This is a genomic window from Streptococcus sp. C150, assembly GCF_000187445.1.
Taxonomy (GTDB): domain Bacteria; phylum Bacillota; class Bacilli; order Lactobacillales; family Streptococcaceae; genus Streptococcus; species Streptococcus raffinosi.
Genome location: NZ_GL698450.1, coordinates 66,495 through 91,541, shown reverse-complemented (window position 1 = coordinate 91,541; position 25,047 = coordinate 66,495). Strand labels below are relative to the sequence as shown.

Annotated in this window: 26 protein-coding genes; 7 read left to right on the top strand and 19 right to left on the bottom strand. The window is 41.6% G+C overall.

Features of this window, described 5'->3' with window-relative positions; all coding sequences use genetic code 11:
- Nucleotides 1–105: 105 nt before the first annotated feature.
- The 6 genes from HMPREF0848_RS07790 to HMPREF0848_RS07765 form a co-directional block, all read right to left on the bottom strand.
- Complete coding sequence (locus HMPREF0848_RS07790) at nucleotides 106–816, bottom strand: MerR family transcriptional regulator (protein ID WP_008535784.1); 711 nt, start codon at nucleotides 814–816, stop codon at nucleotides 106–108.
- An 89-nt stretch (nucleotides 817–905) separates the two neighbouring features.
- Complete coding sequence (locus tag HMPREF0848_RS07785) at nucleotides 906–1,331, bottom strand: DUF3021 domain-containing protein (RefSeq protein ID WP_008535783.1); 426 nt, start codon at nucleotides 1,329–1,331, stop codon at nucleotides 906–908.
- Between the two features lie 9 nt (nucleotides 1,332–1,340).
- Complete coding sequence (locus HMPREF0848_RS07780; protein ID WP_008535782.1) at nucleotides 1,341–1,796, bottom strand: LytTR family DNA-binding domain-containing protein; 456 nt, start codon at nucleotides 1,794–1,796, stop codon at nucleotides 1,341–1,343.
- Nucleotides 1,797–1,814: 18 nt separating this feature from the next.
- A complete protein-coding gene (locus tag HMPREF0848_RS07775) occupies nucleotides 1,815–2,657 on the bottom strand; it encodes an ABC transporter permease (RefSeq protein WP_008535781.1) in 843 nt (280 codons plus the stop codon).
- Nucleotides 2,657–3,523, bottom strand: a complete 867-nt coding sequence (locus tag HMPREF0848_RS07770) for an ABC transporter ATP-binding protein (RefSeq protein ID WP_008535780.1) — start codon at nucleotides 3,521–3,523, stop codon at nucleotides 2,657–2,659. The genes HMPREF0848_RS07775 and HMPREF0848_RS07770 overlap by 1 nt, the downstream gene beginning before the upstream one ends.
- 123 nt (nucleotides 3,524–3,646) lie before the next feature.
- Nucleotides 3,647–3,964: a winged helix-turn-helix transcriptional regulator gene (locus HMPREF0848_RS07765; RefSeq protein ID WP_021151390.1), complete on the bottom strand. Its 318-nt coding sequence runs from the start codon at nucleotides 3,962–3,964 to the stop codon at nucleotides 3,647–3,649.
- 87 nt (nucleotides 3,965–4,051) lie between these two features.
- On the opposite strand from HMPREF0848_RS07765, the gene HMPREF0848_RS07760 reads away from it, so the two are divergent.
- On the top strand, nucleotides 4,052–4,357 hold the full coding sequence (locus tag HMPREF0848_RS07760; RefSeq protein ID WP_008535775.1) for a YciI family protein: 306 nt from the start codon (nucleotides 4,052–4,054) through the stop codon (nucleotides 4,355–4,357).
- 94 nt (nucleotides 4,358–4,451) lie between these two features.
- Here HMPREF0848_RS07760 and HMPREF0848_RS07755 read toward each other — a convergent pair whose 3' ends face one another.
- Nucleotides 4,452–4,865, bottom strand: a complete 414-nt coding sequence (locus tag HMPREF0848_RS07755) for a YjdF family protein (RefSeq protein ID WP_008535774.1) — start codon at nucleotides 4,863–4,865, stop codon at nucleotides 4,452–4,454.
- A 174-nt stretch (nucleotides 4,866–5,039) separates the two neighbouring features.
- Nucleotides 5,040–7,541: a leucine--tRNA ligase gene (gene leuS / locus HMPREF0848_RS07750; protein WP_008535773.1), complete on the bottom strand. Its 2,502-nt coding sequence runs from the start codon at nucleotides 7,539–7,541 to the stop codon at nucleotides 5,040–5,042.
- Nucleotides 7,542–7,734: 193 nt separating this feature from the next.
- Here leuS and HMPREF0848_RS07745 point away from each other — a divergent pair, with 193 nt between their 5' ends.
- Both HMPREF0848_RS07745 and HMPREF0848_RS07740 read left to right on the top strand, forming a co-directional pair.
- Nucleotides 7,735–8,502 carry a DeoR/GlpR family DNA-binding transcription regulator gene (locus tag HMPREF0848_RS07745; protein ID WP_008535772.1) on the top strand — a complete coding sequence of 256 codons (768 nt, stop codon included), beginning with the start codon at nucleotides 7,735–7,737 and terminating at the stop codon, nucleotides 8,500–8,502.
- Nucleotides 8,495–9,304: a Cof-type HAD-IIB family hydrolase gene (locus HMPREF0848_RS07740; protein WP_008535771.1), complete on the top strand. Its 810-nt coding sequence runs from the start codon at nucleotides 8,495–8,497 to the stop codon at nucleotides 9,302–9,304. Before HMPREF0848_RS07745 ends, HMPREF0848_RS07740 begins: the two co-directional genes overlap by 8 nt.
- A 129-nt stretch (nucleotides 9,305–9,433) precedes the next feature.
- Here the strand turns inward: HMPREF0848_RS07740 and HMPREF0848_RS07735 are convergent, their stop codons facing one another.
- From HMPREF0848_RS07735 to pbp2a, 5 genes are all read right to left on the bottom strand, one after another.
- Complete coding sequence (locus HMPREF0848_RS07735) at nucleotides 9,434–9,922, bottom strand: phosphatase PAP2 family protein (RefSeq protein ID WP_037609346.1); 489 nt, start codon at nucleotides 9,920–9,922, stop codon at nucleotides 9,434–9,436.
- A 126-nt stretch (nucleotides 9,923–10,048) separates the two neighbouring features.
- On the bottom strand, nucleotides 10,049–10,588 hold the full coding sequence (nusG, locus tag HMPREF0848_RS07730; RefSeq protein ID WP_008535769.1) for a transcription termination/antitermination protein NusG: 540 nt from the start codon (nucleotides 10,586–10,588) through the stop codon (nucleotides 10,049–10,051).
- 203 nt (nucleotides 10,589–10,791) lie between these two features.
- Nucleotides 10,792–10,968 carry a preprotein translocase subunit SecE gene (gene secE, locus HMPREF0848_RS07725; protein WP_008535768.1) on the bottom strand — a complete coding sequence of 59 codons (177 nt, stop codon included), beginning with the start codon at nucleotides 10,966–10,968 and terminating at the stop codon, nucleotides 10,792–10,794.
- Between the two features lie 8 nt (nucleotides 10,969–10,976).
- A complete protein-coding gene (gene rpmG / locus HMPREF0848_RS10505) occupies nucleotides 10,977–11,129 on the bottom strand; it encodes a 50S ribosomal protein L33 (protein ID WP_002946904.1) in 153 nt (50 codons plus the stop codon).
- A 48-nt stretch (nucleotides 11,130–11,177) separates the two neighbouring features.
- A complete protein-coding gene (gene pbp2a, locus HMPREF0848_RS07720) occupies nucleotides 11,178–13,505 on the bottom strand; it encodes a penicillin-binding protein PBP2A (protein WP_008535762.1) in 2,328 nt (775 codons plus the stop codon).
- Between the two features lie 65 nt (nucleotides 13,506–13,570).
- Here pbp2a and HMPREF0848_RS07715 point away from each other — a divergent pair, with 65 nt between their 5' ends.
- The 4 genes from HMPREF0848_RS07715 to HMPREF0848_RS10265 all read left to right on the top strand — a co-directional run bounded on the left by HMPREF0848_RS07715 (nucleotide 13,571) and on the right by HMPREF0848_RS10265 (nucleotide 16,297).
- A complete protein-coding gene (locus tag HMPREF0848_RS07715) occupies nucleotides 13,571–14,443 on the top strand; it encodes an RluA family pseudouridine synthase (RefSeq protein WP_008535761.1) in 873 nt (290 codons plus the stop codon).
- A gap of 169 nt (nucleotides 14,444–14,612) precedes the next feature.
- Nucleotides 14,613–14,945: a TM2 domain-containing protein gene (locus tag HMPREF0848_RS07710; RefSeq protein ID WP_008535760.1), complete on the top strand. Its 333-nt coding sequence runs from the start codon at nucleotides 14,613–14,615 to the stop codon at nucleotides 14,943–14,945.
- Nucleotides 14,945–15,262, top strand: coding sequence for a DUF2752 domain-containing protein (locus HMPREF0848_RS10500; RefSeq protein WP_008535758.1), 318 nt, complete (start codon nucleotides 14,945–14,947; stop codon nucleotides 15,260–15,262). The genes HMPREF0848_RS07710 and HMPREF0848_RS10500 overlap by 1 nt, the downstream gene beginning before the upstream one ends.
- Nucleotides 15,263–15,361: 99 nt before the next feature.
- Entirely contained in the window at nucleotides 15,362–16,297 is a 936-nt protein-coding gene (locus tag HMPREF0848_RS10265; RefSeq protein WP_232203291.1) for a superinfection immunity protein, read from the top strand.
- A 74-nt stretch (nucleotides 16,298–16,371) separates the two neighbouring features.
- On the opposite strand, the gene groL is transcribed toward HMPREF0848_RS10265, so the two are convergent.
- The 6 genes from groL to rseP all read right to left on the bottom strand — a co-directional run bounded on the left by groL (nucleotide 16,372) and on the right by rseP (nucleotide 25,039).
- The gene (groL, locus tag HMPREF0848_RS07700) at nucleotides 16,372–17,991 is read right to left on the bottom strand and encodes a chaperonin GroEL (RefSeq protein WP_004183788.1); all 1,620 of its coding nucleotides are present in this window, start codon (nucleotides 17,989–17,991) and stop codon (nucleotides 16,372–16,374) included.
- 45 nt (nucleotides 17,992–18,036) lie between these two features.
- Nucleotides 18,037–18,324, bottom strand: a complete 288-nt coding sequence (groES, locus tag HMPREF0848_RS07695) for a co-chaperone GroES (protein WP_008535753.1) — start codon at nucleotides 18,322–18,324, stop codon at nucleotides 18,037–18,039.
- Nucleotides 18,325–18,491: 167 nt separating this feature from the next.
- Nucleotides 18,492–19,295, bottom strand: a complete 804-nt coding sequence (locus HMPREF0848_RS07690) for an ABC transporter ATP-binding protein (RefSeq protein ID WP_008535752.1) — start codon at nucleotides 19,293–19,295, stop codon at nucleotides 18,492–18,494.
- Nucleotides 19,295–21,235 carry an ABC transporter substrate binding protein gene (locus tag HMPREF0848_RS07685; RefSeq protein WP_008535751.1) on the bottom strand — a complete coding sequence of 647 codons (1,941 nt, stop codon included), beginning with the start codon at nucleotides 21,233–21,235 and terminating at the stop codon, nucleotides 19,295–19,297. Before HMPREF0848_RS07685 ends, HMPREF0848_RS07690 begins: the two co-directional genes overlap by 1 nt.
- A gap of 605 nt (nucleotides 21,236–21,840) precedes the next feature.
- On the bottom strand, nucleotides 21,841–23,703 hold the full coding sequence (locus HMPREF0848_RS07680; RefSeq protein WP_008535750.1) for a proline--tRNA ligase: 1,863 nt from the start codon (nucleotides 23,701–23,703) through the stop codon (nucleotides 21,841–21,843).
- Nucleotides 23,704–23,776: 73 nt separating this feature from the next.
- Complete coding sequence (gene rseP / locus HMPREF0848_RS07675; protein ID WP_008535749.1) at nucleotides 23,777–25,039, bottom strand: RIP metalloprotease RseP; 1,263 nt, start codon at nucleotides 25,037–25,039, stop codon at nucleotides 23,777–23,779.
- Nucleotides 25,040–25,047 lie beyond the last annotated feature (8 nt).

Below are 25,047 nucleotides of genomic sequence, written 5' to 3'. Positions count from 1 at the left end.
GATACATTAATTATAAACATTAAATGATTATAAAAATAGTGACATAAATGTCACTATGGCATGAGAAAAAGCCAAAGTCCCTAAGACTTTGGCTTTGGCTTTAGTTTATTGACAATAAATACGAATGGCTTCTGCAAGGAAGACTGCAGTACCTGGTCCTCCGACTTTATCGATAAAGCTAGAAAAGCGATTATCTGTTTGGTACATCTGACCTAGACCAGCTAATACCGTTTGGTCACATGGATAAAAATGCTGACTAATATAATCTTGTAGCACCTTTACTTGCTCCTGAACACTATTGTCATTAGGATTAGACTCTTTGAGCTGTCCAAAGGTAGACATAATTGCAGTCATCTCTTTTGTGACTTCAGGGAAGGACTCCTCTCCCTTAGCCGCAAAAGCTTGATAAGCTTCTGTCTGACCCCATCTAGCCTGAGCTTCTTCCTGAAAGGCTTCCACAGCTTTTTGATCAAACGCTTCAAATGACATTTCTTCTTCCTCCATTTGTAAGGCCTTAGCATGGGCTATGACGGCTTCTAAACGGGACTTTTTCAGCTCTAAGAGCTTAATCTGATCCCTAAGCGCTTGAACTTTATCATAACCTGGTTGACCTACGATTTCCTTAATTTTTTTGAGAGGAAAGTCTAACTCACGGTAAAGCAATATTTCCTGCAAACGGACAACCGCATCGCGATTATAGTAACGGTAACCATTTTCAGCCACAACTGACGGTTTCAGCAAATCAATTTCGTCATAATAATGAAGGGTGCGCACACTGACACCTGATAGTTGGCTCACTTCTTTTACAGATTTCATTAGAACTCCTCTCTGATTAAGAGTATAGGCTATGACGTGGCGTGAGGGTCAAGGGGAAGAGAGTCTTTTTTTGAAGTTCGTACAATTTCTTACTTTTCTTTCTTTTTCTGGCTTCGACGATGTAATAAGGCTTGGTTAATACGTTGGGTTCTCATATGCATTTGCCAAATGAGGTAAAGCCAGATAATAATATAAACGGAAATGAAGACAATCCATAGGATAGGATTCAGCACAGCATCAATCCAACCCGCTATTAGACAAGTCCCTATCAGTACAATCGCCGTCAACAAGAAATGCAAGATTACTCTAAGTCTGTAGGACATACGGTCAAGGTCTTCCAAAATCCACGAGAGCATCCCCATTAAGCCACTCATCATAAAGAGGGCTAAAATATTTCCCATACTAACTTTTGGATAGATAATCTGGGGAAATAATTGACCTAGTAAAAGGAGGGTAAGATAGAAGAACGATCCCGTTCTCACGCCGGATACAAAATAAGCAATAAAACGTTTCATAGGTTCCTCCTAGACCCCTAAATAATCCATCAAGGATTTGACATATTTTCGGCTGACACTAGACTTCACTCCACCTGTCATTTTGGCCATCATATTGCCAGAAAAACTATCCGATAGGGATTCCAAATGGTCTATATTCATAACGGCATGACGTGATATCTGTAAAAAACTTCGACGATTGATGCGATGCTGAAAGTTTATCAGTGTCTCTTTCATCGTATAGGTTTTGTCTATTGTATAAATCGTTAACACATTCTTATCAATTTCAGCTAGGATAATGTCATCAATTTTTACCATAACCAAATGATCATCCGTTTTAATAGGAATCACCACTTGATTTACAACTGAAAATTGTTCGAGGTAATCCATTACCTCTCGTGCTTGATCAGACAATCGCTCTGCTTGGATAACCACACAGGGGTCCTTTGTCGAAATATCTGATTTTTCTTCAAAACGAAGTTTCATTCCTATTCCAACTCTCACTTATTTTTTCTTACTAGACTTTTTCACTAAAACAGCCCAAAGAATGCCTACTAGAAGAATACCTCCTAACACTATAAAGTAAGTATTTTCCTTTGTCAACAACTCTTGCCACTTGAGTTGAACACCCATTTTCTCTTGGAACTCTTGGCGAAGATCATCTTGACCTTTAAAGGTCTCACTTAATGTTTCATTCATGAGGACTTGCCGATAAAGTGCAGCAATATAAGTTGCTGGGGTAGATTTCATTAGTAGTTGAGCAAAATTAGGTAGAACGCCCAAAGGTACATAAGTCCCTACCAAAAAACCGGAAGCTGTACCCACTATGGTCGCAAACTTTCCAAGACTATCTACTGATTGGAAAAAGTGAACAAAAATGGCATTCACTAAGCTAGAAAGTAGGCTACTAAGGAGCATAATGAGGAGCACTTCAGGTAATAGAGATAAGGTTGGAACTTCTCTAAAATAGCCACACATCAGCACATACATAAGGATCTGCATGGAAAAAGAAATGATGATTGCACTCGTTTGATACGAAAATGCTAACCGCCACTTTCCTTGATCCGATAAATAAAGATCCTGATCTACTTGATGTTCACGGTCCTTTACTAACTGAGTCAGGGCAGCCAGACTTGTCGTAATCCCTGTCACAGCCAGCGTCCCACTCATCAGCCAATTATTTAACAAAGGACCACTATTGGGAAGCTGAGCCCAGGCATCTGTTAGATTCTTTTGAAGAAAAATAATATAGAGAATAAAGGAAATCAAGGCTCCCAACAGGGAGAAGAAAACCCCTGAAAGATTCCTAAAATACAATAAAAAATTCCGCTTTAGTAAGGCTAGCATTAGCGAACCTCCCTTCCTGTAAGTGCAATAAAGGCATCATCCATGGTCCCTGGACGAAACTCAAAATGGGCTATTTTATCTCTAACTTGCGCCAGGTAATCAATGGCTTCCCTTTCACTCTCGGGTTGAAGAACATACTCCAATTGACTTTGTTGCTCTACTGACATTCCCAAAGATTTGAGACTTTCTATCTGCTGTCTCTCCTTGAAGCGAATCTTCAAGATGTTTTTTGCATACTGACTCTTAATATCTAATGCCGATCCTTGAGCAATCACTTTTCCATGGTCCACAATATAAATCTGATCAGCTTCATCTGCTTCATCAAGATAATGCGTGGTCAGTACAACGGTCATCCCCTCTTCCCTCTGCAATTGATAGAGCAAATCCCAAATAGACTTTCGAGTTTGGATATCCAAACCCGTTGTTGGCTCATCCAAGAATAAAATATCTGGTTGTGAGAGAAGTGCACGCGCAATGTCAACCCGACGCTTTTGGCCACCTGAAAGCGTCCCGTATTTTTGTTTTTGGAAGGCTGATAGACCTAATTGATCAATGAGATCTGACACACGATTAGGTTTAAGACCTTTATACTGTTTAGCACGAATAATCAGATTTTCCCTAACCGTCAGCATCTCATCTAAAACACTGGTTTGGAAGACCACTCCAATTTTAGTACCGGGTTCATAGATAATTTCGCCTTGCGTTGGTTGCTTCAAACCAATCAACATGGAAATTGTCGTCGATTTGCCGGCCCCGTTCGGACCTAGAATCGCATTGAACGTCCCTCTTTTAAATTGTAAGTGAATATTATCCACGGCAAGATGATTTCCGTAACGTTTGCTTATGTTTTTAGCTTGTAATATCATGTTCTCTCTCCTTTTGATAGAACCAGTCTAGCAAAAAAGCCGTTTAAAAAACGGCCTTTTGGGATAAGTGGTCAAAATGAGAGTCCAAGTGGTGAGATGGGAGAGATAAAAATGAGGACAAATTTATTGCAGCCATTCTTTACCCCATTGATTCAAGTCCCTTAAAATCGGCATTAGTGACTTGCCTTTTTCTGTCAGCTCATATTCTGTATGGAGTGGTATCGTTTCAAAATCATATTTCTCAATCAATTGGTTCTCTATTAAAACATCTAGTCCACGTGTCAAACTGATCGTTGTAATCCCTTCAACTTCTCTTCTCAATTGATTGAAACGAACTTTCTTATGCTTGTTTATAACCCATAATATATTCATCCTCCATTTCCCACCAACCACATCTAAGACTCGAGACATACTACAGTTCCAATTTTTATTTGTTAACATTTTTTCTCCTTACAAAAATGTGCCTACTATTCAGGTAGTTTGTAAAGTATTATAATCTATTTATCATTTATTTTAAAGGAGTCACTTATGTTTATTGTAAATCTTACCTATATCAAGCCCCTTGATAAAGTTGAAAAATTCTTAGAAAAACACATAGATTTTTTAAATCAGTATTATACAAAAGGTCATTTTATCGCATCTGGAAGGAAAAATCCAAGGACCGGCGGTATCATTCTCATGAGAGCTAAAAACAAGGAAACAGTTCAAGAAATCATTATGCAGGATCCATTCTATCAAAATGAGATTGCCCAGTATGATATCATTGAATTTGAGGTAAGTAAGTATTGTCCGGAATTTGAGACTATCATCAGTAAATCTTTTGACGACAAGTAACTAGATTAGAAAACAGTTGAAATCCATTCTTCAATACTAATAAAAATAGCTCCTTTCTACTTAGAAAAGAGCTGTTTCTATAAAGAGAAACACATTAATGTCCTTTATGCTTCTCCCTTCGTTTTTGCTGTTTGCGTTCAAATTTCTCTTGTTTGAGCAATTGCTTTTGGACACTAGATTGATGTTTTGAAATCTTTTTCCTTTCCTCATACTGCAACTGCAATAGTTCTTTCGACTTGGAAGAAACTTTCTGATTTACTTGTTTCTTCACCATTCGCTGTAATCGTTTAGGATTCTTGATTTTTACATGTTGCTTAACTATAGCTTCTGGACTAAAAGATAATTGAGTAAACTGAGTCTGTAAGATCTCTAGAAATTCATCATCTTTTGGCTCCTGACCAAATGTCACACGACAAACTTGATAAGTTTCTAGATACACTTGTTCGAACAAACCATGCCAAAATCCATCTTCAAAATAAACTGTCAATCCAATTGAAATTATTTCCACGACAGCACCTCCTTAAATCTATCCCTAAGAATGGACAACCAAGGAGGAAGGTTACTGATAGGCTTGCCTACGTCTGGACTACCAACCAGAACTGTGTTTTTATCTTAGTTGGGACTATTATAGCATATAGCGATACAAAAAATCCTCCAGAGCTTAACTCTGAAGGATTCATTTTTATTTCACAACGATATTAACGAGTTTATTAGGTACCGCAATCACCTTAACAATTTCCTTGCCATCGATCTCTGCTTTGACTTTGTCGTTAGCAAGAGCTACTTCTTGCAACTCTTCGCGTGAAAGATCTTTAGCAACCATGAGTTTAGCACGGACTTTACCTTTGATTTGGACGACGATTTCGATTTCATCTTCAATCAATTTGCTTTCGTCCCATGTTGGCCAAGCTACGTAAGAGATTGACTCACCTGTTGCTGCGACTGTTTGCCAGAGTTCTTCTGCCAAGTGAGGGGCAAATGGGGCAATCAATTGGACGAAGCCTTTGGCGTAATCCACATAGAGTTTATCTTCCTTGTTAGCAGCATTGACAAAGACCATGAGTTGGGCAATGGCTGTGTTGAATTTCATGGACTCGATTTGCTCAGTGACAGATTTAACGGTTTCGTTGTAAACCTTGTCCAGAGCACCATTGTTTTCCGCAACGATTTCCTTACTTGTAATCAAACGGTAAACACGGTCGAGGAATTTACGACTTCCTTCCAAGCCTTCTTCAGACCAAGCGATAGAAGCATCGAGTGGTCCCATGAACATTTCATAGACACGAAGGGTATCCGCACCATATTGTTCCACCACATCGTCTGGGTTAACAACATTCTTGAGGGATTTAGACATCTTGGCTGGTGCTTGCTCCAACTCTTCTCCTGTTTCCATGTGGAAGAAGGAACCGTCACGTTTTTCAACCTTGTCAGTTGCCACAAGAGCACCACGGTGGTCACGGTAGCTAGTTCCTAAAATCATTCCTTGGTTAAAGAGTTTTTGGAATGGTTCTTTAGTAGGAACGACACCGAGGTCATAGAGGAACTTGTGCCAGAAACGAGCGTAAAGCAAGTGGAGAACGGCGTGTTCTGCACCACCCACATAGATATCTACTGGCAACCATTGTTTGAGGAGGTCCTCATCAGCCAATTTTTCTGTGTTATGTGGGTCGATATAGCGAAGGTAGTACCAACTTGAACCAGCCCATTGTGGCATGGTGTTGGTTTCACGACGACCTTTGACACCATCTTCGCGAGTCACTTCCAGCCAGTCGGTCAAGTTAGCCAATGGGCTTTCACCAGTACCTGAAGGGCGGATGTCCTTGGTGACTGGCAAGACAAGTGGCAATTCACTTTCTGGAACGGCTGTTGAAGTTCCATCTTCCCAATGAATGATAGGGATTGGTTCACCCCAGTACCGTTGACGGCTAAAGAGCCAGTCACGAAGACGGTAAGTGATTTTTTCTTGACCGAAACCTTTTTCTTCCAACCAAGCCACGATTTTAGCAATCGCTTCTTCTTTGTTGAGACCGTTCAAGAAGTCAGAGTTGACGTGAAGGCCATCTTCTGTGTAAGCAGCCTCTTCAACGTTGCCACCTTCAAGCACTTCTACGATTGGAAGGCCAAACTGTTTAGCAAATTCCCAGTCACGCTCATCGTGGGCAGGTACGGCCATAACGGCACCTGTTCCGTAGCTAGCAAGAACGTAGTCGGCAATCCAGATTGGGATTTCTTTACCATTGACAGGGTTTACGGCATAAGCACCAGTCCAAACCCCTGTTTTTTCCTTGGCAAGGTCGGTACGAGCCAAGTCTGATTTAAGGCTGGCTTGGTGTTTGTAGTCAGCTACAGCCTCAGCTTGTTCAGGTGTTGTGATAGCATCTACCAAGTCATGCTCAGGAGCCAAGACAGTGAAAGTTGCACCAAAAAGAGTATCTGGACGTGTCGTAAAGACTGTAAATTCCTTATCAGTCCCTTTTACTTTGAAAGTGACATTGGCACCGGTTGATTTACCAATCCAGTTGCGTTGCATGTCCTTGATAGACTCTGGCCAGTCAAGGTCATCCAAGTCATTAAGCAAACGTTCTGCGTAGGCAGTGATTTTGAGCATCCATTGGCGCATTGGTTTGCGGACAACTGGATAGCCTCCACGCTCAGACGTTCCATCAGGAAGGACTTCTTCGTTGGCGATGGCTGTACCCAATTCTTCAACCCAGTTTACTGGCACTTTAGCTTCATAAGCCAAGCCTTTTTCGTAAAGTTTGGTGAAAATCCATTGCGTCCATTTGTAGTAGTTTGGATCTGTTGTGTTGACTTCACGATCCCAGTCGTAAGAGAAGCCAAGCGCATTGATTTGGCGTTTGAAGTTGGCAATATTCTCTGCTGTGAATTCTGCTGGGTCATTCCCTGTATCCATAGCGTATTGCTCAGCAGGCAAACCAAAGGCATCCCAGCCCATTGGGTGAAGGACGTTGTAGCCTTGTGCACGTTTGAAACGGCTGAGGATATCAGTTGCTGTATAACCTTCTGGGTGTCCTACGTGAAGACCCGCTCCAGATGGGTAAGGAAACATGTCAAGCGCATAAAACTTAGGTTTTGAGGCATCTGTTCCTGTCTTAAAAGTGTGATTGTCAGCCCAGTATTTTTGCCACTTGGGCTCGATTTCTTTATGATTGTAAAAACTCATGGTTTCTCTCCAATATTCGTAATGCTTCTATTATAGCATTTTTGAGGGATTTTTAAAGATGATAAGGGAACTTTAAGAGGCAAATTCACCCTAGTAGGTTTTGCGCTTTTTTCGTTCTTTTTAAGTTTTTTTGCGACTTTATGTTACAAAAAAACAAAAAGATGCTATACTGGAATCAGAAAGAAGGTGACTCATGTATCAGGAACAACGATTAGAGAAAATTTTGGATCTCTTAGACGAGCGAGGAAATCTATCCGTCAAGGAAATGGTTGACGCATTAGGTGTTTCCAAAGATACCGTCAGAAGAGATTTCGACTGTCTCAGCCAGAGGAATCTGGCTCAGCGTACTCACGGTGGTATTCTGCCAGTTAAAAACACCACTGTTCTTGGCTTCCAAGAACGTCAGAAAGGACTAACAGAAGACAAGAAAAAAATGGCAGACCTAGCACTTAGTTTTGTCAAAGACCAGTCTCTCCTCTTCTTTGATGTCTCTACCTTGATGCTTGAGGTTTCTCAAAAGCTAGATAAAAGCGTTACCGTCTACTCCCACTCTTTGGACAACGCCTTAGTCCTAAGCGGCAAAGAAGGCGTAGACTTTCATCTCTTGGGCGGAAAATTCTACAGCAAAAACCGCTTCTACTATTCACTTCACGAAGCCCAGTTCCTGCAACATCTACAATTTGACTTAGCCTTCTTTGGAGCGGCTAGTCTCAGTCAAGGATTGGTTAGCTTTGAAGATGAAGAGGACGTTGCCATCAAACAGCTAGCCATGCAGGCTGCCAGAACCAAGATACTTATTGCTGAAGTAGACAAGTATGAAAAACATTCCAAATATATATTGGGCAAGATTGAAGACTTCGACTACTGGATTACAGATAAGAAACCTGAGCCTGATTTAGTCGAAGCTCTTAAAGACAAGGTAACAATTTTATACGACGGGAAGGAAAGCAATTATGAGTAATATTCGTTTGATTATCAGTGACATTGATGGCACTATTCTCACCAGTCACCACCAGGTAGATGAGCAACTGATTAAGGTCATGCCAGAGCTTGAAAAGGCAAAGATCCCCTTTGTTTTAGCTTCTGCCCGTTCTCCACTAGGGATGCAACCAATCGCTCATAAACTGGGACTTCCTGAAAATCCTATCGCCTGCTACAACGGCGCCTTAGTACTCGAGGGTAATCGTACTATCATCGAACATCCTGTGGATAAAACTGAAATCCAAGAACTTCTTAGCTACTTATCCACAGACTACCCGAGTGTATCTGTAAATATCTACTCTGGCAAGGATTGGATTACCAACCAACTAGACAAATGGTCTCAGCTGGAAGCAGGTATCACAGGTGAATCTCCTATTCTTAAGGAACTACAAGAAACTGTCTCAGACTCTGAACCACCTGTCCACAAGCTATTGTTGATTGATAAGCCTGAAGTTATCCAGGACCTCCACCAAAAACTCCTAAGCATGGATTTCCCACAGACAGCCTTCTACTTATCCAAAGATAACTACCTTGAAGTCACAGCCAAACACGTTTCTAAAGAGCATGCTCTCCTTGAGGTTGCCAAATATTATGACATCCCGCTTGAACAGGTTATGACTATTGGTGATAACTTCAACGATAGCCCTATGCTGGCTCTGGCTGGACTAGGAATTGCTATGGGCAATGCACCTGAAGGGGTCAAGGAAACTGCAAACTTAGTAACGGCTTCAAACGATGATCATGGTGTCGCTCAAGCCATTACAGAGCACGTCCTAAACTAAATACTATTCAATGGTGGAAACAACTTTTAATGGCCAACTCGATTTTAGAACAGAAGGAAAGGTACCCTAAGGGGTCTTTTCTTTTTTCAAGGAAAAAAGCCTTCCTCTATCGAAGAAGACCAAAATTTTCTAAAGGTAAAGAAGGAGACCTACAAGAATTCCAATGACATAGCCTGCCAAAACATCACTAGGATAATGAACGCCACCTAGCACACGCAAGATAGCCAGAATTGCTGCCAAAAAAAGCATAGTCCCACCTAGACAGGGGTTAATCATCAGTGCCAACATAGCAATGACAGTCGCTGAGAAAACATGCCGACTGGGAAAAGATTTGCCAAGACTGTCCTTCTTAATAAGGGGCTGAATATCCCAAGTCTGATAAGGGCGTGGGCGATTATAGAGCCTACGACCAAGAGAAAGGAGGAAGAAGCCTCCTCCCATAATAAGCACTGTCGTAAAAAGAACAAACCAGCCATTCCTCAGCCAAACCAAACTAAGAAATATAGGAAAAAGTAGGTAAAAAGTCCTAGTTATAACCTTATTAAACCTCTCTAAAATACTAGTATAAGGACGCAATGGACCGCTAATCCTATCGTAAAATTGTTTATAATTCATCATCATCCGTTAGAAAAAGGGAGTGACACAGAACTAAATTTAAAAAATCTAGCTTCTAGTCTCTCCCTCATGTTTAATGAGATAGTCTTCCGAGGTTGAAATCTCTATCTCGACCTCTTTTTGTCTATCTTAAAGTTCAGCAATTTGGTAAAGTTCAAGCTCGGCTGCTGTTTCAGAACCAAACATGTTAATCATGATTTTAACCTTGTTATTGTCAATTTCCACAACACGGCCTTCTTGACCCATAAAGGCACCATCAATGATTTGAACCACATCACCAACCTTGATATTAGTATCAAAGACATCAACAGTTTGACCCATTGAAATCAAGATTTGACGAATTTCTTCTTCCAAGAGTGGAGTAGGTTTAGAACGGTTACCGTGAGAACCAACGAAACCAGTAACGTTTGGAGTGTTACGAACAACGAACCATGCTTCGTCTGTCATTACCATCTCAACAAGAACGTATCCTGGGAAGCGGTTTTCTTCCACTTCTTTAACCTTACCATTTTTCTCAACATTGACAGTTTGAGTAGGGATTTCAACGCGCAAGATATTTTCAAGCATGTTGTAAGTCTGAGCACGTTGCAAAAGGTTTTCTTTAACTTTGTTTTCGTATCCTGAATACGTTTGAAGGACGAACCAGCCCTTATCGAATGAATCTAACATTTTAGGATTCCTTTCTTTTTTACTAAAATGGCACTTAGACTCAGAGGAATCTGGATGAGATAGCCATCTGAGTGGTATATGCACGTGGAGTATCTGTTTTCATTCAAAGCCTAATAAAAAAGCCTCGTGGCCTTTGTTTTCGCTTTTATCTGCACTTATTATAACAAAAAAGAGCAGGCATTCCTACTCTTTTTGTGTTTTCTTTAGAAAAAGTTAATCAGTGCTGACATAGCGCGACTCAACAATACATCAAACGCATAGATGATGACTGTGAAGAACGCAGTATACTCAAGAACTGAAATAAAATCGTGCCAGCGTTGTTTGCGATCTGGCCAAGTCGTGTCTTTCAAGACTTTGAAAATACTTCCAGTTTGTCTCACGGTGTCTCCTATCTTGTTTCTTTATGCAAGGTATATTTTTTACAATTTTTACAAAACTTGTTCACTTCTAGTCGTGTTGGTTTGGGAGTGCTACTAACACTAATCGAGTAGTTTCGGTTCCCACAATCTGCACACGCTAGGCTTGCTTTTTTTTGTGCCATAACGCCTCCGTTCTTTCTATCTTACCACTTTTAAACTTAATTGACAAGCTATCTGAATAGACCTGAGAAGGAGTCTGAGATCTTATCCCATAGGCTACTTGCCTGGTCTTTGACATCATTCACAACGTCAGAAGCCTTGTCTGTCCATGACTTATTATTGCTATTACGTGAATCGTTTGGATTTGCTGTATAATCTAAGGTTTGACCATCAGCCGCATAAGCATTTTCAACAGTAAACTCAGTTCCTGGTGTATTTGGCAAAACATCTGCAGCGATATAGCTGAAAATAGTTGAAGCTGTTCCTGAGCTAGCCCCTGTCAGGTAGTGACTCTCATCGGTCTTGTCAAAACCAATCCAAGTTGTCATCACCACATCAGGCGTATAACCAATCACCCACTGGTCACTGGTCAAATCTTTGTTAAATTCTGCCTGAACAGTACCTGTCTTACCTGCCATAGTATAACCTGTATAATTGGCATTAACAGCAGAACCATTTGAATAGGTTCCAAGCATCATGCTGGTCATTTGATTGGCAACTGACTGGCTGATAACACGTTTAGACTTCTTACTATGAGTAGCGATGATATCTCCACTGGCATTTTCAATTTTAGTAATGAAATAGGCAGTGTTCATCTCACCACCGTTGGCAAAGGTCGCGTAAGCCTGAGCCATTTGAAGAGGACTAGCTGTCACACCACCACCAAGGGCAACTCCCAATTCTTCTGGGACATTGTCAAAGTTAAGACCAAATTTCTGACCATAACTAATTCCTTTTTGAATACCGATTTGATTAAAGAGGTAAACTGCTGGTATATTGTACGAATTAGCCAAGGCTTGATACATGGGCACATCCTCTGTCTCAACACCACCGTAGTTGGTTGGCTTATACCCGTTGTAGTCAATCGGTTTATTTGGAAGGTCCTTGTTAATACTCCATCCCGAAGCAAGAGCCGGGGCATAGACTACCAAAGGTTTGATGGTCGAACCAGGACTACGCTTCCCTTGGGTGGCATAGTTGAAGTTACGGAAGGTTGTATCACTGGTACCACCTACACGACCGACTAAACCACGGACTGCTCCAGTTGACGGATCGAGGGCCACACTGGCTGACTGAGCTGTACTACCATCACTTTCTGATGTTGGGAAGAGATAGGTATTTTCATAGGTCTGTTGCATATTAGCCTGTGAATTGGCATCCATCTCTGTATAGATTTTATAGCCGTTCTTAACAATCTCATCCTCACTCAAGCCGTAGGTCTTAGTGGCTTCTTCGATGACGGCATCAAAGTAAGAAGGATACTTGTAGTCATCACCAGTTCCTTGATAGGTATCATCCAAACGACTCGCCATATCTACTCCAGCAGCACTGTCAGCGTCAGCCTGGCTCAACTTCTTGTCATCAACCATGTTGGCAAGGACTGTGTTTCGACGGTTGGTCGCATTTTTGATATTGTCAATGGGATTGTAAATTTCAGGTCCCTTAAGCATACCAGCAAGGGTAGCCGCCTCATCAACGGTTAGATTAGCAGCACTCGTACCAAAGTATTTTTGACTGGCATCTTCAACACCCCAAACCCCATTGCCGAAATAAGCATTATTAAGGTACATGGTGAGGATTTCTTTTTTGCTATACTTCTTGGTTAATTCCAAAGAAAGGAAGAATTCCTTGGCCTTACGTGTCACTGTCTGCTCTTGAGTCAAAAAGGCATTCTTAGCCAATTGTTGCGTAATGGTTGAACCACCACCAAAGTGTCCCATAGACACAATCGCCAAGAGAAAACGTTGAACATTGACACCACTATTTTTGTAGAAAGTCCGGTCTTCTGTTGCGATAACAGCATTTTCCAAGCTATCACTAATGGCATCAAGCTCCACATAGGTTCCTTTTTGTCCAGACAAAGAACCAGCTTGATTGCCGTCTTTATCATAGATAACCGTAGTTGCCTTCAGGGCATCTTGAAGATCTGAGACATTGGTTGTCTTAGCAATGTAAAAGAGGTAGGAACCTATAGTCAGAACCAGTATAGCCACTAAAATAAAGAGAATCTTGCCAATATGATAGCGACGCCAGAAACGACGAATAGGATTTCTTGGTGAAAGGGTGAATTTGCTCAAGAAAGCCTGAACCTTACCCAGTGGCTTGCTTGTATCAATAGGTTTCTTTTGCTTAGAACGTTGATAACGTGAGGTTTCTTGATTTTCTCGAGACATATCTAGGTCTTCAACAGCCTGTTCGACCTCATCAGGCTTCTTGGCGAAAAGACCCTTAATCTTGTCTTGAAAATCCTTGGATTTTCCTACAGATTGATCATTCTTAACCCTTTTGCCATTTTCTTCTTTAAAAAGTTTGTTTTTTAGATTATCAAAAAATGTCATAACTTTATTATACCAAGTTTTAAGGGATTCTGTCCTCTTTGAAGCGTTCATGATATAATGAAACCATGACTTTACACGTAGATATTATCAATCCCTATCCCGCAACAACGGTCAAAGACCTGCTTGAGTCAAAACTCCTTATTCCTCGTAAAATTCGTCATTTCCTACGCACTAAAAAACACGTGCTCATCAACGGAGAGACCATTAATTGGCAAAGTCCAGTTGAAAAAGGCGATAAAATTAGCCTGACCTTTGACACAGAGGACTATCCTGATAAAACTATTCTCATGGGGGAAGCCAGCCTTGTAGAGCCTCTCTATGAGGATCAGCATCTCATCGTTGTCAATAAACCCGAGGGGATGAAGACGCATGGTAATGAGCCTACAGAGATAGCCCTGCTTAACCATGTCTCAGCCTACTGTGATCAGACCTGTTATGTTGTTCATCGACTAGACATGGAGACCAGTGGGGCTGTTCTTTTTGCTAAAAATCCTTTTATTCTACCAATCCTCAACCGACTCCTGGAAGATAAGCTCATCCAACGTCAATATTGGGCTTTGGCAGAAGGAAGGTTTCAGACTAAGGAAACCGTTTATAAAGACAAGATTGGTCGTGACCGCCACGATCGCAGAAAACGTGTGGTGGACCCTCGAAAAGGACAGCGTGCTTATACGACGGTCACGCGCCTCAAAACCTTCAATGGTGCTAGTCTGGTCAACTGTCAGTTGAAGACCGGCCGTACCCACCAAATTCGTGTTCATCTAGCCCATCATGGGCATGCTATCTTGGGAGATCCACTATATAGCCACCGACATGCATCCCGTCTCATGCTCCACGCCCACTCCCTTAGTTTCACCCATCCCTTAACACTCGAAAAAATCACTGTGCAGGCTAGATCAGAAAGTTTTGAACAAGGGTTGAGAAATCACAAACCATAGAAGCAAGCTCACTCTCAGACATGGTGCGAAAGGATTATCCTTATTTATAGGATAGTGGAAGCTTGCAAATAAGTTGCTTTTATTGACTTCGAAAGCCTTGACCACCTTGAATCTCCCTAGACATTATGTTAAGCTTTACATATCATATAAATTAGAGGAGTATTTCATTATGAATCCAGCAGATCAATGGTTAGCTATCAATGCCAAGTATTTCCCAACAGAACAAGTTCAATATATTCGCCAACGTATTGAGGCTCTTCCAGAGGCACAAGTCCAATTGCTCTATACACTTAGTTTCCAAGACCCAACCATGATGTTGGTTATCTCACTTTTCGGTGGATATCTTGGAATTGACCGCTTTATCTTAGGACACGTGGGATTAGGTGTTGGTAAACTATTGACAGTCGGTGGCTGTGGTATCTGGACAATCGTTGACTGGTTCCTTATCATGGATGCTACTCGTCAAGCAAATGCTCAAAAACTTTATTCTCTTATCGGCTAATGAAAATTTATTTCACACGCTTGTGGGCTTACCACCAGCGTTTTTTTAGACTGTACCTCTTACTTTTAGTGGCTATCTACGGAATTTATCTTCTACACCTTCCAACACCACTCAGCCTTATCCTTAAACCTTTTGGCATAAAAAGTTGGAGTGCCGGATTAACACGGGCTAGTGTTAGGCTTTTTCACTTAGATTGGCAGGGAGCTTGGGACTATAATCCCTTAATCTATCCTCTGGTGATATACATCTTTGCCTATGTCTTTCTTTTTCCTATTTTCAGCGATAAGAACGTTAATAGAAAAGCGCCAGGCAAATAAAGTAACCATTCCTATATGACTCCCATTGCGCATCATTAACACTATTGTTATAATTGTAATTATCAAATTTTATAATCAACTCAAACGGAGGTTAAAAACATGAATCAAAAAGATTGGATTGATTTTTTCCAGGCAGTTAACGGACGCAATCCAAGTATCCAAGAGATGGCTGATGCAGCCAAGAGAGGCGAATTTGTCCGAGAAAGCTCTAAAAGACAGGAACAACCTGTTGAGGTAAAAAAAGCTGAGGAAACGGTAGAAATCAAGGAACCTTTGGCACCTGTCGAACCAGCCAAAACTGGAGAAACATTAGAAACGACATCCCCTAAAGAAGCCACAGAAAGTGTTGAACCTGTCGTTGAGAGCTATGATGTCGCTGAAGAACCCTTAGTTGATTCTAGTATTGAAGAAAGACAAACTTTCCAAACTCCTAACCTAGGTCAAGAAGCTCCAACAGCTAACTTTCAAGCGCAAGTAAATCCAATACAGGGCACTACTAATAAGTCTTTAAATTCCTTTGCAGAGCAAGCTAATGCAAGCTTCCAACAAACAAATAGCACCCTCAACCAGCCTTGGAAGAAGCCAGAAAAGAAATCCCCAACAAACCTTATCATGATAGCCATCGCTACCATCCCTGTTATCCTTTGGGCTCTTGGATTGTTCATACTTGGAGTTGTTGGAGACGAGTCTAGTATGGGCTTGGGTTTGGCATTTTGGACTTTGATTGTGGGTCTACCAGCAATCATTATTGACATCCTACCAGCACTTCTAAACAAAACAGATAAGAAATGGCTAATCTTTGTTTTCTCAATACTATTAAGCTGGACTTTCCTTGGATGGATCATCTTACTCATTGTTTCCATCAACATGAATAAGGAAGCAGAACGTCTTAAACAGCAACAAATGATGATGCAGATAACAGGAGAACTCGGAAACACTGCTACCTATAATTCCTTCCAAACACAAGCAAGGACGGCTCAACAATTCCAAGATGCTTCGTTTGGCCCTAACTCAAATCCAAATAATAATAACTAAATTTCCTTAGTTGACACAAAAGACCTAGAAAAGTGAAAACTCTTCTAGGTTTTTATTGTTTACTTCTTAAAATCTTAGTAACCCATCATACCTGGATCCATAGCTGGCGCTGCTGGAGCCTCTGGTTCAGGCTTATTAGCAACGACTGCTTCTGTTGTCAAGATAAGACTAGCTACAGAAGCGGCATTTTGAAGGGCAGAACGTGTTACCTTAACTGGGTCAATGATTCCTGCTTCAACCATATCTACCCACTCACCGTTGGCAGCGTTAAAGCCTGTACCAACTGGACTATTCTTCAATTTATCAATGATAACTGAACCTTCATAACCAGCATTGAAAGCAATTTGACGAACTGGTTCTTCCAGGGCACGAAGGACAATGTTACGTCCTGTAGCGTCGTCACCTTCAAGGTCAAGTTCAGCTACCTTAGCAATAACATTGACTAGAGCTGTACCACCACCAGCTACGATACCTTCTTCAACAGCGGCACGAGTGGCATTAAGGGCATCTTCGATACGAAGCTTCATTTCTTTGAGGGCTGTTTCAGTGGCTGCACCAACCTTAACGACAGCAACCCCACCTGACAATTTAGCCAAACGTTCTTGAAGTTTTTCACGGTCAAATTCAGAAGTTGTTGTTTCCAATTGAGACTTGATAAGGTTGACACGGTTAGCAATAGCTTCTTGGCTTCCTGCCCCTTCAACGATAACTGTGCTATCCTTTTCAACAGTTACTTTCGAAGCTTGACCAAGCGCTGCCATAGTCGCGTCCTTAAGCTCAAGGCCAAGGTCTTCTGTGATGACAGTTGCTCCTGTCAAAACGGCAATGTCTTCCAACATCGCTTTACGACGGTCACCAAAGCCAGGGGCCTTAACAGCTACGACATTGAAGGTTCCACGAATCTTGTTAAGAACAAGTGTTGGAAGAGCTTCACCATCCACGTCATCAGCAATAATCAAAAGTGGACGGCTTGTCTTAAGCACTTCTTCCAAGAGTGGAAGAACATCTTGGATATTTGAAATTTTCTTGTCAGTCACAAGGATAAATGGATTATCAAGGTCAGCTACCATTTTTTCATTGTCAGTCACCATGTATTGAGAAAGATAACCACGGTCAAATTGCATACCTTCGACCACTTCGAGTTCTGTCTCCATACCACGAGACTCTTCAATAGTGATGACTCCGTCATTACCAACACGTTCCATAGCTTCTGAAATGTATTCACCAACTTTTTCAGAGCGAGATGAAACCGCTGCAACTTGAGCAATAGCTTCCTTATTGGCAACTGGTTGGGCAATGGCTTTAAGCTCTTCCACAGCTGTAGCTACAGCTGCTTCAATCCCACGACGGATACCAATTGGATTAGCACCAGCCGTTACGTTTTTGAGCCCTTCACGGACAATAGCTTGTGTCAAAACGGTTGCTGTGGTTGTTCCATCACCGGCAATATCATTCGTTTTTGAAGCCACTTCGCTAACGAGTTTGGCCCCCATATTTTCAAAGTGATCTTCAAGTTCAATTTCTTTAGCGATTGTCACACCATCATTAGTGATAAGAGGTGATCCAAAAGCCTTTTCCAAAACAACATTACGACCCTTAGGGCCAAGCGTTACCTTAACTGTATCAGCTAAAGCATCAACACCACGCACCATTGCTGCGCGTGCATCTGATGAAAATTTAATATCTTTTGCCATAGTTACTCCTTCTTTATCTTCGTTTATATTCTGATTGGCTAAAACCTAGGCTAGGACTGCTAAAATATCTGCTTCACGAATAATAGAAACGGAATCATCACCGTCTTTAACAGTGACACCTGCACCATTTTCGACAAGGACTTTTTCGCCTGCTGCAACACTAGGTGCAATCAATTCACCAGTAAGCGTACGAACGCCTTCACCTACTGCCAAAACCTCTGCAGTCTTTGTAGCTTCATGACTAGCTCCTGCCAATACAAAGCCACTGGCTGTTTTTTCTTCTGTTTCTTCAAAACGGACGACGATGCGGTCACCCAATGGTTTCAATGCCATACCAATTACCTCCAAATGTTATTTCGTATAAGTAACGTTTTAAACGTTGTTTTTAGCACTCGTACACGATGAGTGCTAATCTATATATTCATTTTAGCACTTGGTCAAAAATAGTCAAGAAAAAACTACCCAAAACATAAACTTTGGATAGTTTCTTTTCTAATCTCTTAACCAAGTACCAAGGCGTCGTCATTGAGGACCTGTCCACTATTTTTATGGAAGAGATCCATAAGTTCTGCCACAGTGAGGTTTTTCTTTTCTTCACCACGTACATCTACGACGATCTTACCATGATAGAGCATAACTAGACGATTTCCATATTCAATGGCGTGTTCCATATTATGGGTAATCATGAGAGTCGTTAACTCTTGTTCTTCGACAATCTTGCGAGTTAGATGCATGACCATGTCACTTGTCTTAGGATCTAGCGCCGCAGTATGTTCATCTAAGAGCAAAATCTTTGGACGGACTAGGGTTGCCATAGCAAGTGTTAAAGCCTGGCGTTGACCACCTGACAAGAAATTGGCATCGGTCTTCATACGATTCTCAAGACCAAGACCAAGGTCTACCAAGGCTTCCTTGAAAAGTTGGCGTTCACTTTCGGTGATTGACTTTTTAAAGAAGCTACGTTTCTTACCACGACGGTAGGCAATCGCCATATTTTCTTCGATAGAAAGGTTGGTCGCTGTCCCCATTCGAGGGTCTTGGAAGACACGGCTAATATCCTTAGAACGCACATCTACAGATGCTTCCTTAATAGACTGCCCTTCTAATAAGATATCTCCCTCATCAATGCTGAGGACACCAGCGATGGAATTCATCAAGGTTGATTTACCAGCACCATTTCCTCCGATAACAGAGATAAAATCTCCTTGTTCGATGTCAAGATCCAAACCACGTAGGACGTGGTTTTCATTGACTGTCCCTTGTTCAAATGTTTTATGAATCTTTTGTAAACTAAGCAAAGCCATTACTTGTCACCTCCTGGAGTCAATGATTTATTGGGCTTGATTTTCAATTTTCCTCGCACTTCAGGTACATAAAGAATGATAGAAAGCAAGATAGCTGAGGCCAATTTCAACATCTGTGCGTCAACGTTCATAGCAAGGATGATAACCAAAACCAAACGATAGAGAACAGCACCTAGGACAATTGACCAGAGACGTTTGCCAAGTGGTAAGTACTTAACAATAACTTCAGCCAGGATGATAGCAGCCAAGCCGTTTACGATTGTACCAGTACCCATGTTCATATCTGCATAGCCATTATTTTGGGCTAAGAGGGCACCTGAGAGGGCAATCAATCCATTAGAAATCATGTAGCCAAGAATTTTCATACGGTCTACCTTGATACCATTGGCTTCACCCATAGCAAGGTTATCACCGGTCGCACGAAGAGCTAGACCAACCTGCGTATTGAGAAGAACAACCAACATGAGCACGACTAGGCTAACAAAGATAAGCCCGAGTAGAATGACACCATTTAGCTTAGACAAACCAAGCCCCATAACCATGGTCACCAGCGTGTTATGACCTGCAAGAGAGACGTTGGCGCTACCAAGAACCAAAAGGTTAACTGAATAGAGACCGGTCAAGGTGATGATCCCCGTTAAGAGAGCCGGTATTTTCATTTTGGTATGCATAAATCCAGAAACAGCTCCTGCAAACATACCAGCTACAAAACCACCAATAGTCGCAAAGATTGGGTTAATCCCACGAATAATCATGATAGTTGTCGTCGCAGCACCAAGTGGGAAAGCCCCTTCAGCTGTCAAATCAGCAAGGTCCAAGATACGGAAGGTAATGAACACCCCAATGGCCATAATGGCCCAGAGAAGACCTTGAGAAATAGCTGTCAACACCACATTCGATAAACCATTTTTAGATGATTTCTTCACTTGAAGCTTGATGACACCCTTGTCTTTTTTAGCGATAGGTTTGTCATCTTTCATTGTAGAATTAGATTCCTCATCACTAATACTAGACATATCAATACCGAGTTCCTTGGCCATGTCATGGTTAATCACAACATTCAAGGTCTTAGGATATTCGGCATCTACATCCTTGATTTTCTCACCTCGGATGACACGACCTGCCAACTTACCGGTTTGGCGACCAAGTGCTTCATAGTTCGTTCCGTAGGTAAAGAGAACACCTTTTTCAACACTTCCAGCATCACCACCGACAACTGGTATCTTCGTCTCCTTCGAAAGGTCGACCAAGGTATTGATTGCACTAACGATGGTGTTGTCCGTCGGGATGAAGATAACTTCTGTCTGACTCATCAAGCTCTTAGCTGTGTCTTGGATATCATTGGTTGATGAAATCCCTTTAACAACTGTCTCAATACCAGCTTTCTTGAAGTATTTCTTGGCTTCTTCAACCTGGACCTCTGAATTACGCTCACTGGTCGTGTACATAATCCCAACTTTTTTAGTATTCGGAAGGACCTTTTTCAATAATTCAACTTGTTTATTGATAGGTGACATATCACTCGTTCCGGTGACATTGCTACCAACATTGTCCATAGACTTAACCAACTTAGCTGAGACTGGATCCGTAACAGCTGTAAAGAGAATGGGTTTAGCCTTTGTCAAACTACTCAAAGACTGGGCCGCAGGGGTTGCGATAGCCAACATGAGATCGTTATCTTCAATAAGTGATTGAGAAATCGTCTGTAAGTTAGACTGATCTCCTTGCGCATTTTGATAATCAATCTTGATGTTCTTACCATCGACATAGCCTTCCTTTTTGAGTTCTTCAATGAACCCCTTACGTGCCGCTGACAAGGACGGGTGCTCCACATATTGGAGAACACCAACGTGAACCATTTTTTTGTTAGAAGCATTGGAACATGCAACCAAGAGGACAGCTGTGAGAACAGCCATCATACTGACCAAGAATTTCTTCATCTTGTATACCTCTATTTTTTATTCTATCTATTTTCGATTCCTTTTTCTGAAGCGGTCAGGCTACAAACAAGCGTCTTCGTCGTTTCATTGTTCACTTCAAGGAAGCACTTTCCCAAGTCATCCATCAAGTAAACACTGGCACGCTTTACATCTCAGCGATAAGTAACCAAGATATAGAAAATGCGTGTGGTAAAAAGAGATATCAAAAATAGACCACGGCATGGAAAAACCAGCTAGGACAGGCCCAACTGGTTTTCTGCATCTTGACTAGCACAAGCTAGCTTATGTCACCGGTTAGACCTATTCATCTAATCGGCTAATCCACCACAAAATGCTTTAGCTTCATAGATACAAACTGACTGACGCTTGTATCCTGAAACACAAACGTCCTATCTAAAGAAACTAAAGTAATAAAAAGCTTTAAGATTTCCCAAATGGGTCGCTTTATTAAGCATGTGATGCCTCCGTAGTTAAGATAGTTTTAAGTTTACACTATTTAGACAATTCTGTCAAATTGGAATTTGTCTCCTTCTCCTTTCTTAACCATATTCACACTTAAGACAAAAAATCTCTTCCTGCCTCTGCAAGAAAAGATTTTTTAAAGATTAAGCATTTTGTTCTGTTGTCAAGATAGCAAGTGTTTCAATCAAGTTATCTGCGTTAACTTCAATAGTATCACCAGTTGCCTTGATTTTAACTTCAACAACACCTTCGCTGGCTTTTTTACCAACTGTCACACGGATTGGAAGTCCGATGAGGTCACTATCAGAGAATTTAGAACCGACACGTTCGTTACGATCATCTGTCAAGACATCATAACCTTCAGCCATAAGAGCAGCTTCCAAACGTTCTGTCAAGGCAGTTGCTTCCTCGTCTTTAGTGTTAACTGTAATCAAGTGAACATCATAAGGCGCCAAGTCTTTAGGGAAATTAATACCCCAAGCATAACGGTATTGACCTTTTGGAGTCTTGTTAACAAAGAGACGTGCATGTTGCTCGATAACCGCTGATAAGATACGGCTAACACCGATACCGTAACATCCCATGATAATTGGAACTGCACGACCATTTTCGTCAAGAACATTAGCCCCCATGCTCTCTGAGTAACGCGTACCAAGTTTGAAGATATGGCCGATTTCAATACCACGCGCAAACTTAAGAACACCTTGACCGTCTGGAGAAATCTCACCTTCTTTGACTTCTCGAATATCCACGTATTCCGCCTTGAAGTCACGCTCTGGATTAACTCCTGTCAAGTGGTAGCCATCTTCGTTAGCTCCAACGACAGCATTAGCCACATCTTGAACCTTACGGTCGGCAATGATACGAATATTGTCAGGAAGGTTGACCGGACCAAGAGAACCAAAGTTAGCACCAAAGACTTGACGAGCCTCGTCTTCTGTAGCGGGTTCAAGGAAGTCCGCTGCGAGGAAGTTCTTCAACTTCACATCATTAACATGATCATTACCCACGAGAAGGGCGACTACAGGTTCATCATCTGCCATAAAGAGTAAGGTCTTGATAGTTTGTTCTTCTGGAACATTCAAGAAAGCAGCAACTTCATCAATTGACTTGCAATTTGGTGTTTCAACACGAGTCACTTCTTCTTGTGTCACAACCTTGGTCGCTGGTGTGTAGGCGTTTGTTGCCATCTCAAGGTTAGCGGCGTAACTTGATTCTGTAGAGTAAGCAATCGTATCTTCACCTGATACCAACCATGATGTCAATTCATGCTTGATGTCTTCCATGACATCTTCTGGGATTTCATCTAATGAAGCGATTGACTTGTCAAGAACGACCCAACGATCAAGGTCTGTACGCTCAGGAGTAACCGCCATGAATTCTTGAGAATCCTTACCACCCATGGCACCACCGTCACCGATGATACCCTTAAATTCAAGACCAGCACGTGTGAAGATAGCCTCATAGGCCTTACGGTAGTCTTCATAAGTGACATCCAAATCTTCATAGTTTTGGTGGAAACTATAGCCATCTTTCATGATAAACTCACGTGTACGGAGAAGACCGTTACGTGGACGTTTTTCATCACGGTATTTAGATTGAATTTGGTAGAGGTTAAGTGGCAATTGCTTGTATGATTTAACCGCATCACGAACCAAGGCTGTGAACGTTTCTTCATGAGTTGGACCTAAGATAAAGTCAGATTTATCACGGTTTTTCAATTTATACAGGTCTTCACCATAGGTTTCATAACGGCCTGATTCACGCCACAAATCTGCTGTCAAAAGCGCTGGCGCCAACATTTCAACCGCACCGATTTTTTCAAATTCCTCGCGCATGATCGCTTTGAATTTTTCAATAGCACGGTTTGCTAATGGCATATAAGCGTAAATACCAGCAGAGACCTGACGCACGTAACCCGCACGTACCATAAGGGCATGACTGATAACTTGAGCATCACTTGGCATTTCACGAAGTGTTGGAATCAACATTTTACTTTGTTTCATCATTTACATACTAAGGAGCTGGCCCTTGGGTCAAGTCCCTTAGACTTCCTTTCATTTCATTTTTTGTTTCTAATTAAAAGAAAGCACGTATAATATCATTCCAAGTGACTGCAATCATGAGGACGACCATGACCGCAACACCTGCAAGTGTGATATAGCTTTCAATTTCTTGATTAAGGGGTTTACGACGAATGGCTTCAATAAGGTTCATGACAATTTTACCACCGTCAAGGGCTGGAATTGGAATAAGATTGAAAATTCCCAAGTTAATAGAGAGCATTCCCATAAGGTTGAGAATATCAACCAACCCATTTTCAGAAGCTTGAGCAGACATCTGGAACATGGCAACTGGTCCACCGAGTTTGTTCAAACTAAAGTGGGTAATAAGGCCCTTCAGCGCCACAAGAATGGTTGTTGTCCCTTCCCAAGCCATTTGGAAACCACCAAAAATCTTATCTTTAAGACCTGTCTTTAAGGCAGGAGAGACACCCAAAAGATAGCTACCTTGGCTCTCCTTCGGTTTAATAGAAACTGTTTCTTCCTGACCACTGCTTCTCTTAACTGTCACAGAAAGGCTGTCACCTTTGGAGAATTTTTGAGTATTACTTGTCAAAGCTGCTTTTAAACTATCCCAATCCGTAACCTTGTCCTTATTGATAGCCTCAATGGCATCTCCATTTTTCAAGCCTGCCACCTGAGCAGCACCACCATCTGCCACTTGAATACGGTTGGTTGATGTGTCGTGGACACCTCCTTGAACAAAGGCTAAGATAATAAAAACAAGCACTCCAAGAATGAAGTTATTCATAGGACCAGCAAAGTTGGTTATTAAACGTCCCCAAATGCTAGCATTTTGATATTGGACGTCCTTTGGAGCGATACGAAGTTCTGTACCATCTTCCTCAACAATAGTAGCATCATGGTCAACGTCATAAGTCTTGGTTTCATCTAGAACTAGACCAGTAATGGTCAACTTATCTTCTAAATCATAGGCAGTGACATTCATAGGCAAAGCCGTCTGGTCAACCTGACGATTAGAAAGATTAATACGCCTTACCTTACCATCAGTCCCAATCGTTAGACTGGCAGGGCTACCCGTCTTAATCTCAGTTGTATCTTCACCCCAACCAGCCATACGGACATAACCACCCAAGGGAAGGATACGAACAGTATAAACGGTACCATCCTTACCAGTGTGGGCAAAGATTTTCGGTCCCATTCCGATGGCAAATTCACGAACCAGAATGCCCGAGCGTTTGGCAAAGAAGAAATGGCCAAATTCATGGAAGACGACAATTACACAGAAAATCAGTAAAAAAGTAATAATAGCTTTCATTTAGACAC

Coding starts and splice junctions, on each gene's coding strand:
- HMPREF0848_RS07710 (WP_008535760.1), top strand. CDS start 14,613: ATGAATCCAGCAGATCAATGGTTAGCTATCAATGCCAAGTATTTCCCA.
- HMPREF0848_RS07680 (WP_008535750.1), bottom strand. CDS start 23,703: ATGAAACAAAGTAAAATGTTGATTCCAACACTTCGTGAAATGCCAAGT.
- HMPREF0848_RS07745 (WP_008535772.1), top strand. CDS start 7,735: ATGTATCAGGAACAACGATTAGAGAAAATTTTGGATCTCTTAGACGAG.
- HMPREF0848_RS07685 (WP_008535751.1), bottom strand. CDS start 21,235: ATGAAGAAATTCTTGGTCAGTATGATGGCTGTTCTCACAGCTGTCCTC.
- HMPREF0848_RS07760 (WP_008535775.1), top strand. CDS start 4,052: ATGTTTATTGTAAATCTTACCTATATCAAGCCCCTTGATAAAGTTGAA.
- HMPREF0848_RS07690 (WP_008535752.1), bottom strand. CDS start 19,295: ATGGCTTTGCTTAGTTTACAAAAGATTCATAAAACATTTGAACAAGGG.
- HMPREF0848_RS07765 (WP_021151390.1), bottom strand. CDS start 3,964: ATGTTAACAAATAAAAATTGGAACTGTAGTATGTCTCGAGTCTTAGAT.
- HMPREF0848_RS07780 (WP_008535782.1), bottom strand. CDS start 1,796: ATGAAACTTCGTTTTGAAGAAAAATCAGATATTTCGACAAAGGACCCC.
- HMPREF0848_RS10500 (WP_008535758.1), top strand. CDS start 14,945: ATGAAAATTTATTTCACACGCTTGTGGGCTTACCACCAGCGTTTTTTT.
- groL (WP_004183788.1), bottom strand. CDS start 17,991: ATGGCAAAAGATATTAAATTTTCATCAGATGCACGCGCAGCAATGGTG.
- HMPREF0848_RS07715 (WP_008535761.1), top strand. CDS start 13,571: ATGACTTTACACGTAGATATTATCAATCCCTATCCCGCAACAACGGTC.
- HMPREF0848_RS07775 (WP_008535781.1), bottom strand. CDS start 2,657: ATGCTAGCCTTACTAAAGCGGAATTTTTTATTGTATTTTAGGAATCTT.
- rpmG (WP_002946904.1), bottom strand. CDS start 11,129: ATGGCACAAAAAAAAGCAAGCCTAGCGTGTGCAGATTGTGGGAACCGA.
- HMPREF0848_RS10265 (WP_232203291.1), top strand. CDS start 15,362: ATGAATCAAAAAGATTGGATTGATTTTTTCCAGGCAGTTAACGGACGC.
- rseP (WP_008535749.1), bottom strand. CDS start 25,039: ATGAAAGCTATTATTACTTTTTTACTGATTTTCTGTGTAATTGTCGTC.
- HMPREF0848_RS07735 (WP_037609346.1), bottom strand. CDS start 9,922: ATGATGAATTATAAACAATTTTACGATAGGATTAGCGGTCCATTGCGT.
- nusG (WP_008535769.1), bottom strand. CDS start 10,588: ATGTTAGATTCATTCGATAAGGGCTGGTTCGTCCTTCAAACGTATTCA.
- HMPREF0848_RS07790 (WP_008535784.1), bottom strand. CDS start 816: ATGAAATCTGTAAAAGAAGTGAGCCAACTATCAGGTGTCAGTGTGCGC.
- groES (WP_008535753.1), bottom strand. CDS start 18,324: ATGGCATTGAAACCATTGGGTGACCGCATCGTCGTCCGTTTTGAAGAA.
- HMPREF0848_RS07770 (WP_008535780.1), bottom strand. CDS start 3,523: ATGATATTACAAGCTAAAAACATAAGCAAACGTTACGGAAATCATCTT.
- HMPREF0848_RS07740 (WP_008535771.1), top strand. CDS start 8,495: ATGAGTAATATTCGTTTGATTATCAGTGACATTGATGGCACTATTCTC.
- HMPREF0848_RS07785 (WP_008535783.1), bottom strand. CDS start 1,331: ATGAAACGTTTTATTGCTTATTTTGTATCCGGCGTGAGAACGGGATCG.
- pbp2a (WP_008535762.1), bottom strand. CDS start 13,505: ATGACATTTTTTGATAATCTAAAAAACAAACTTTTTAAAGAAGAAAAT.
- leuS (WP_008535773.1), bottom strand. CDS start 7,541: ATGAGTTTTTACAATCATAAAGAAATCGAGCCCAAGTGGCAAAAATAC.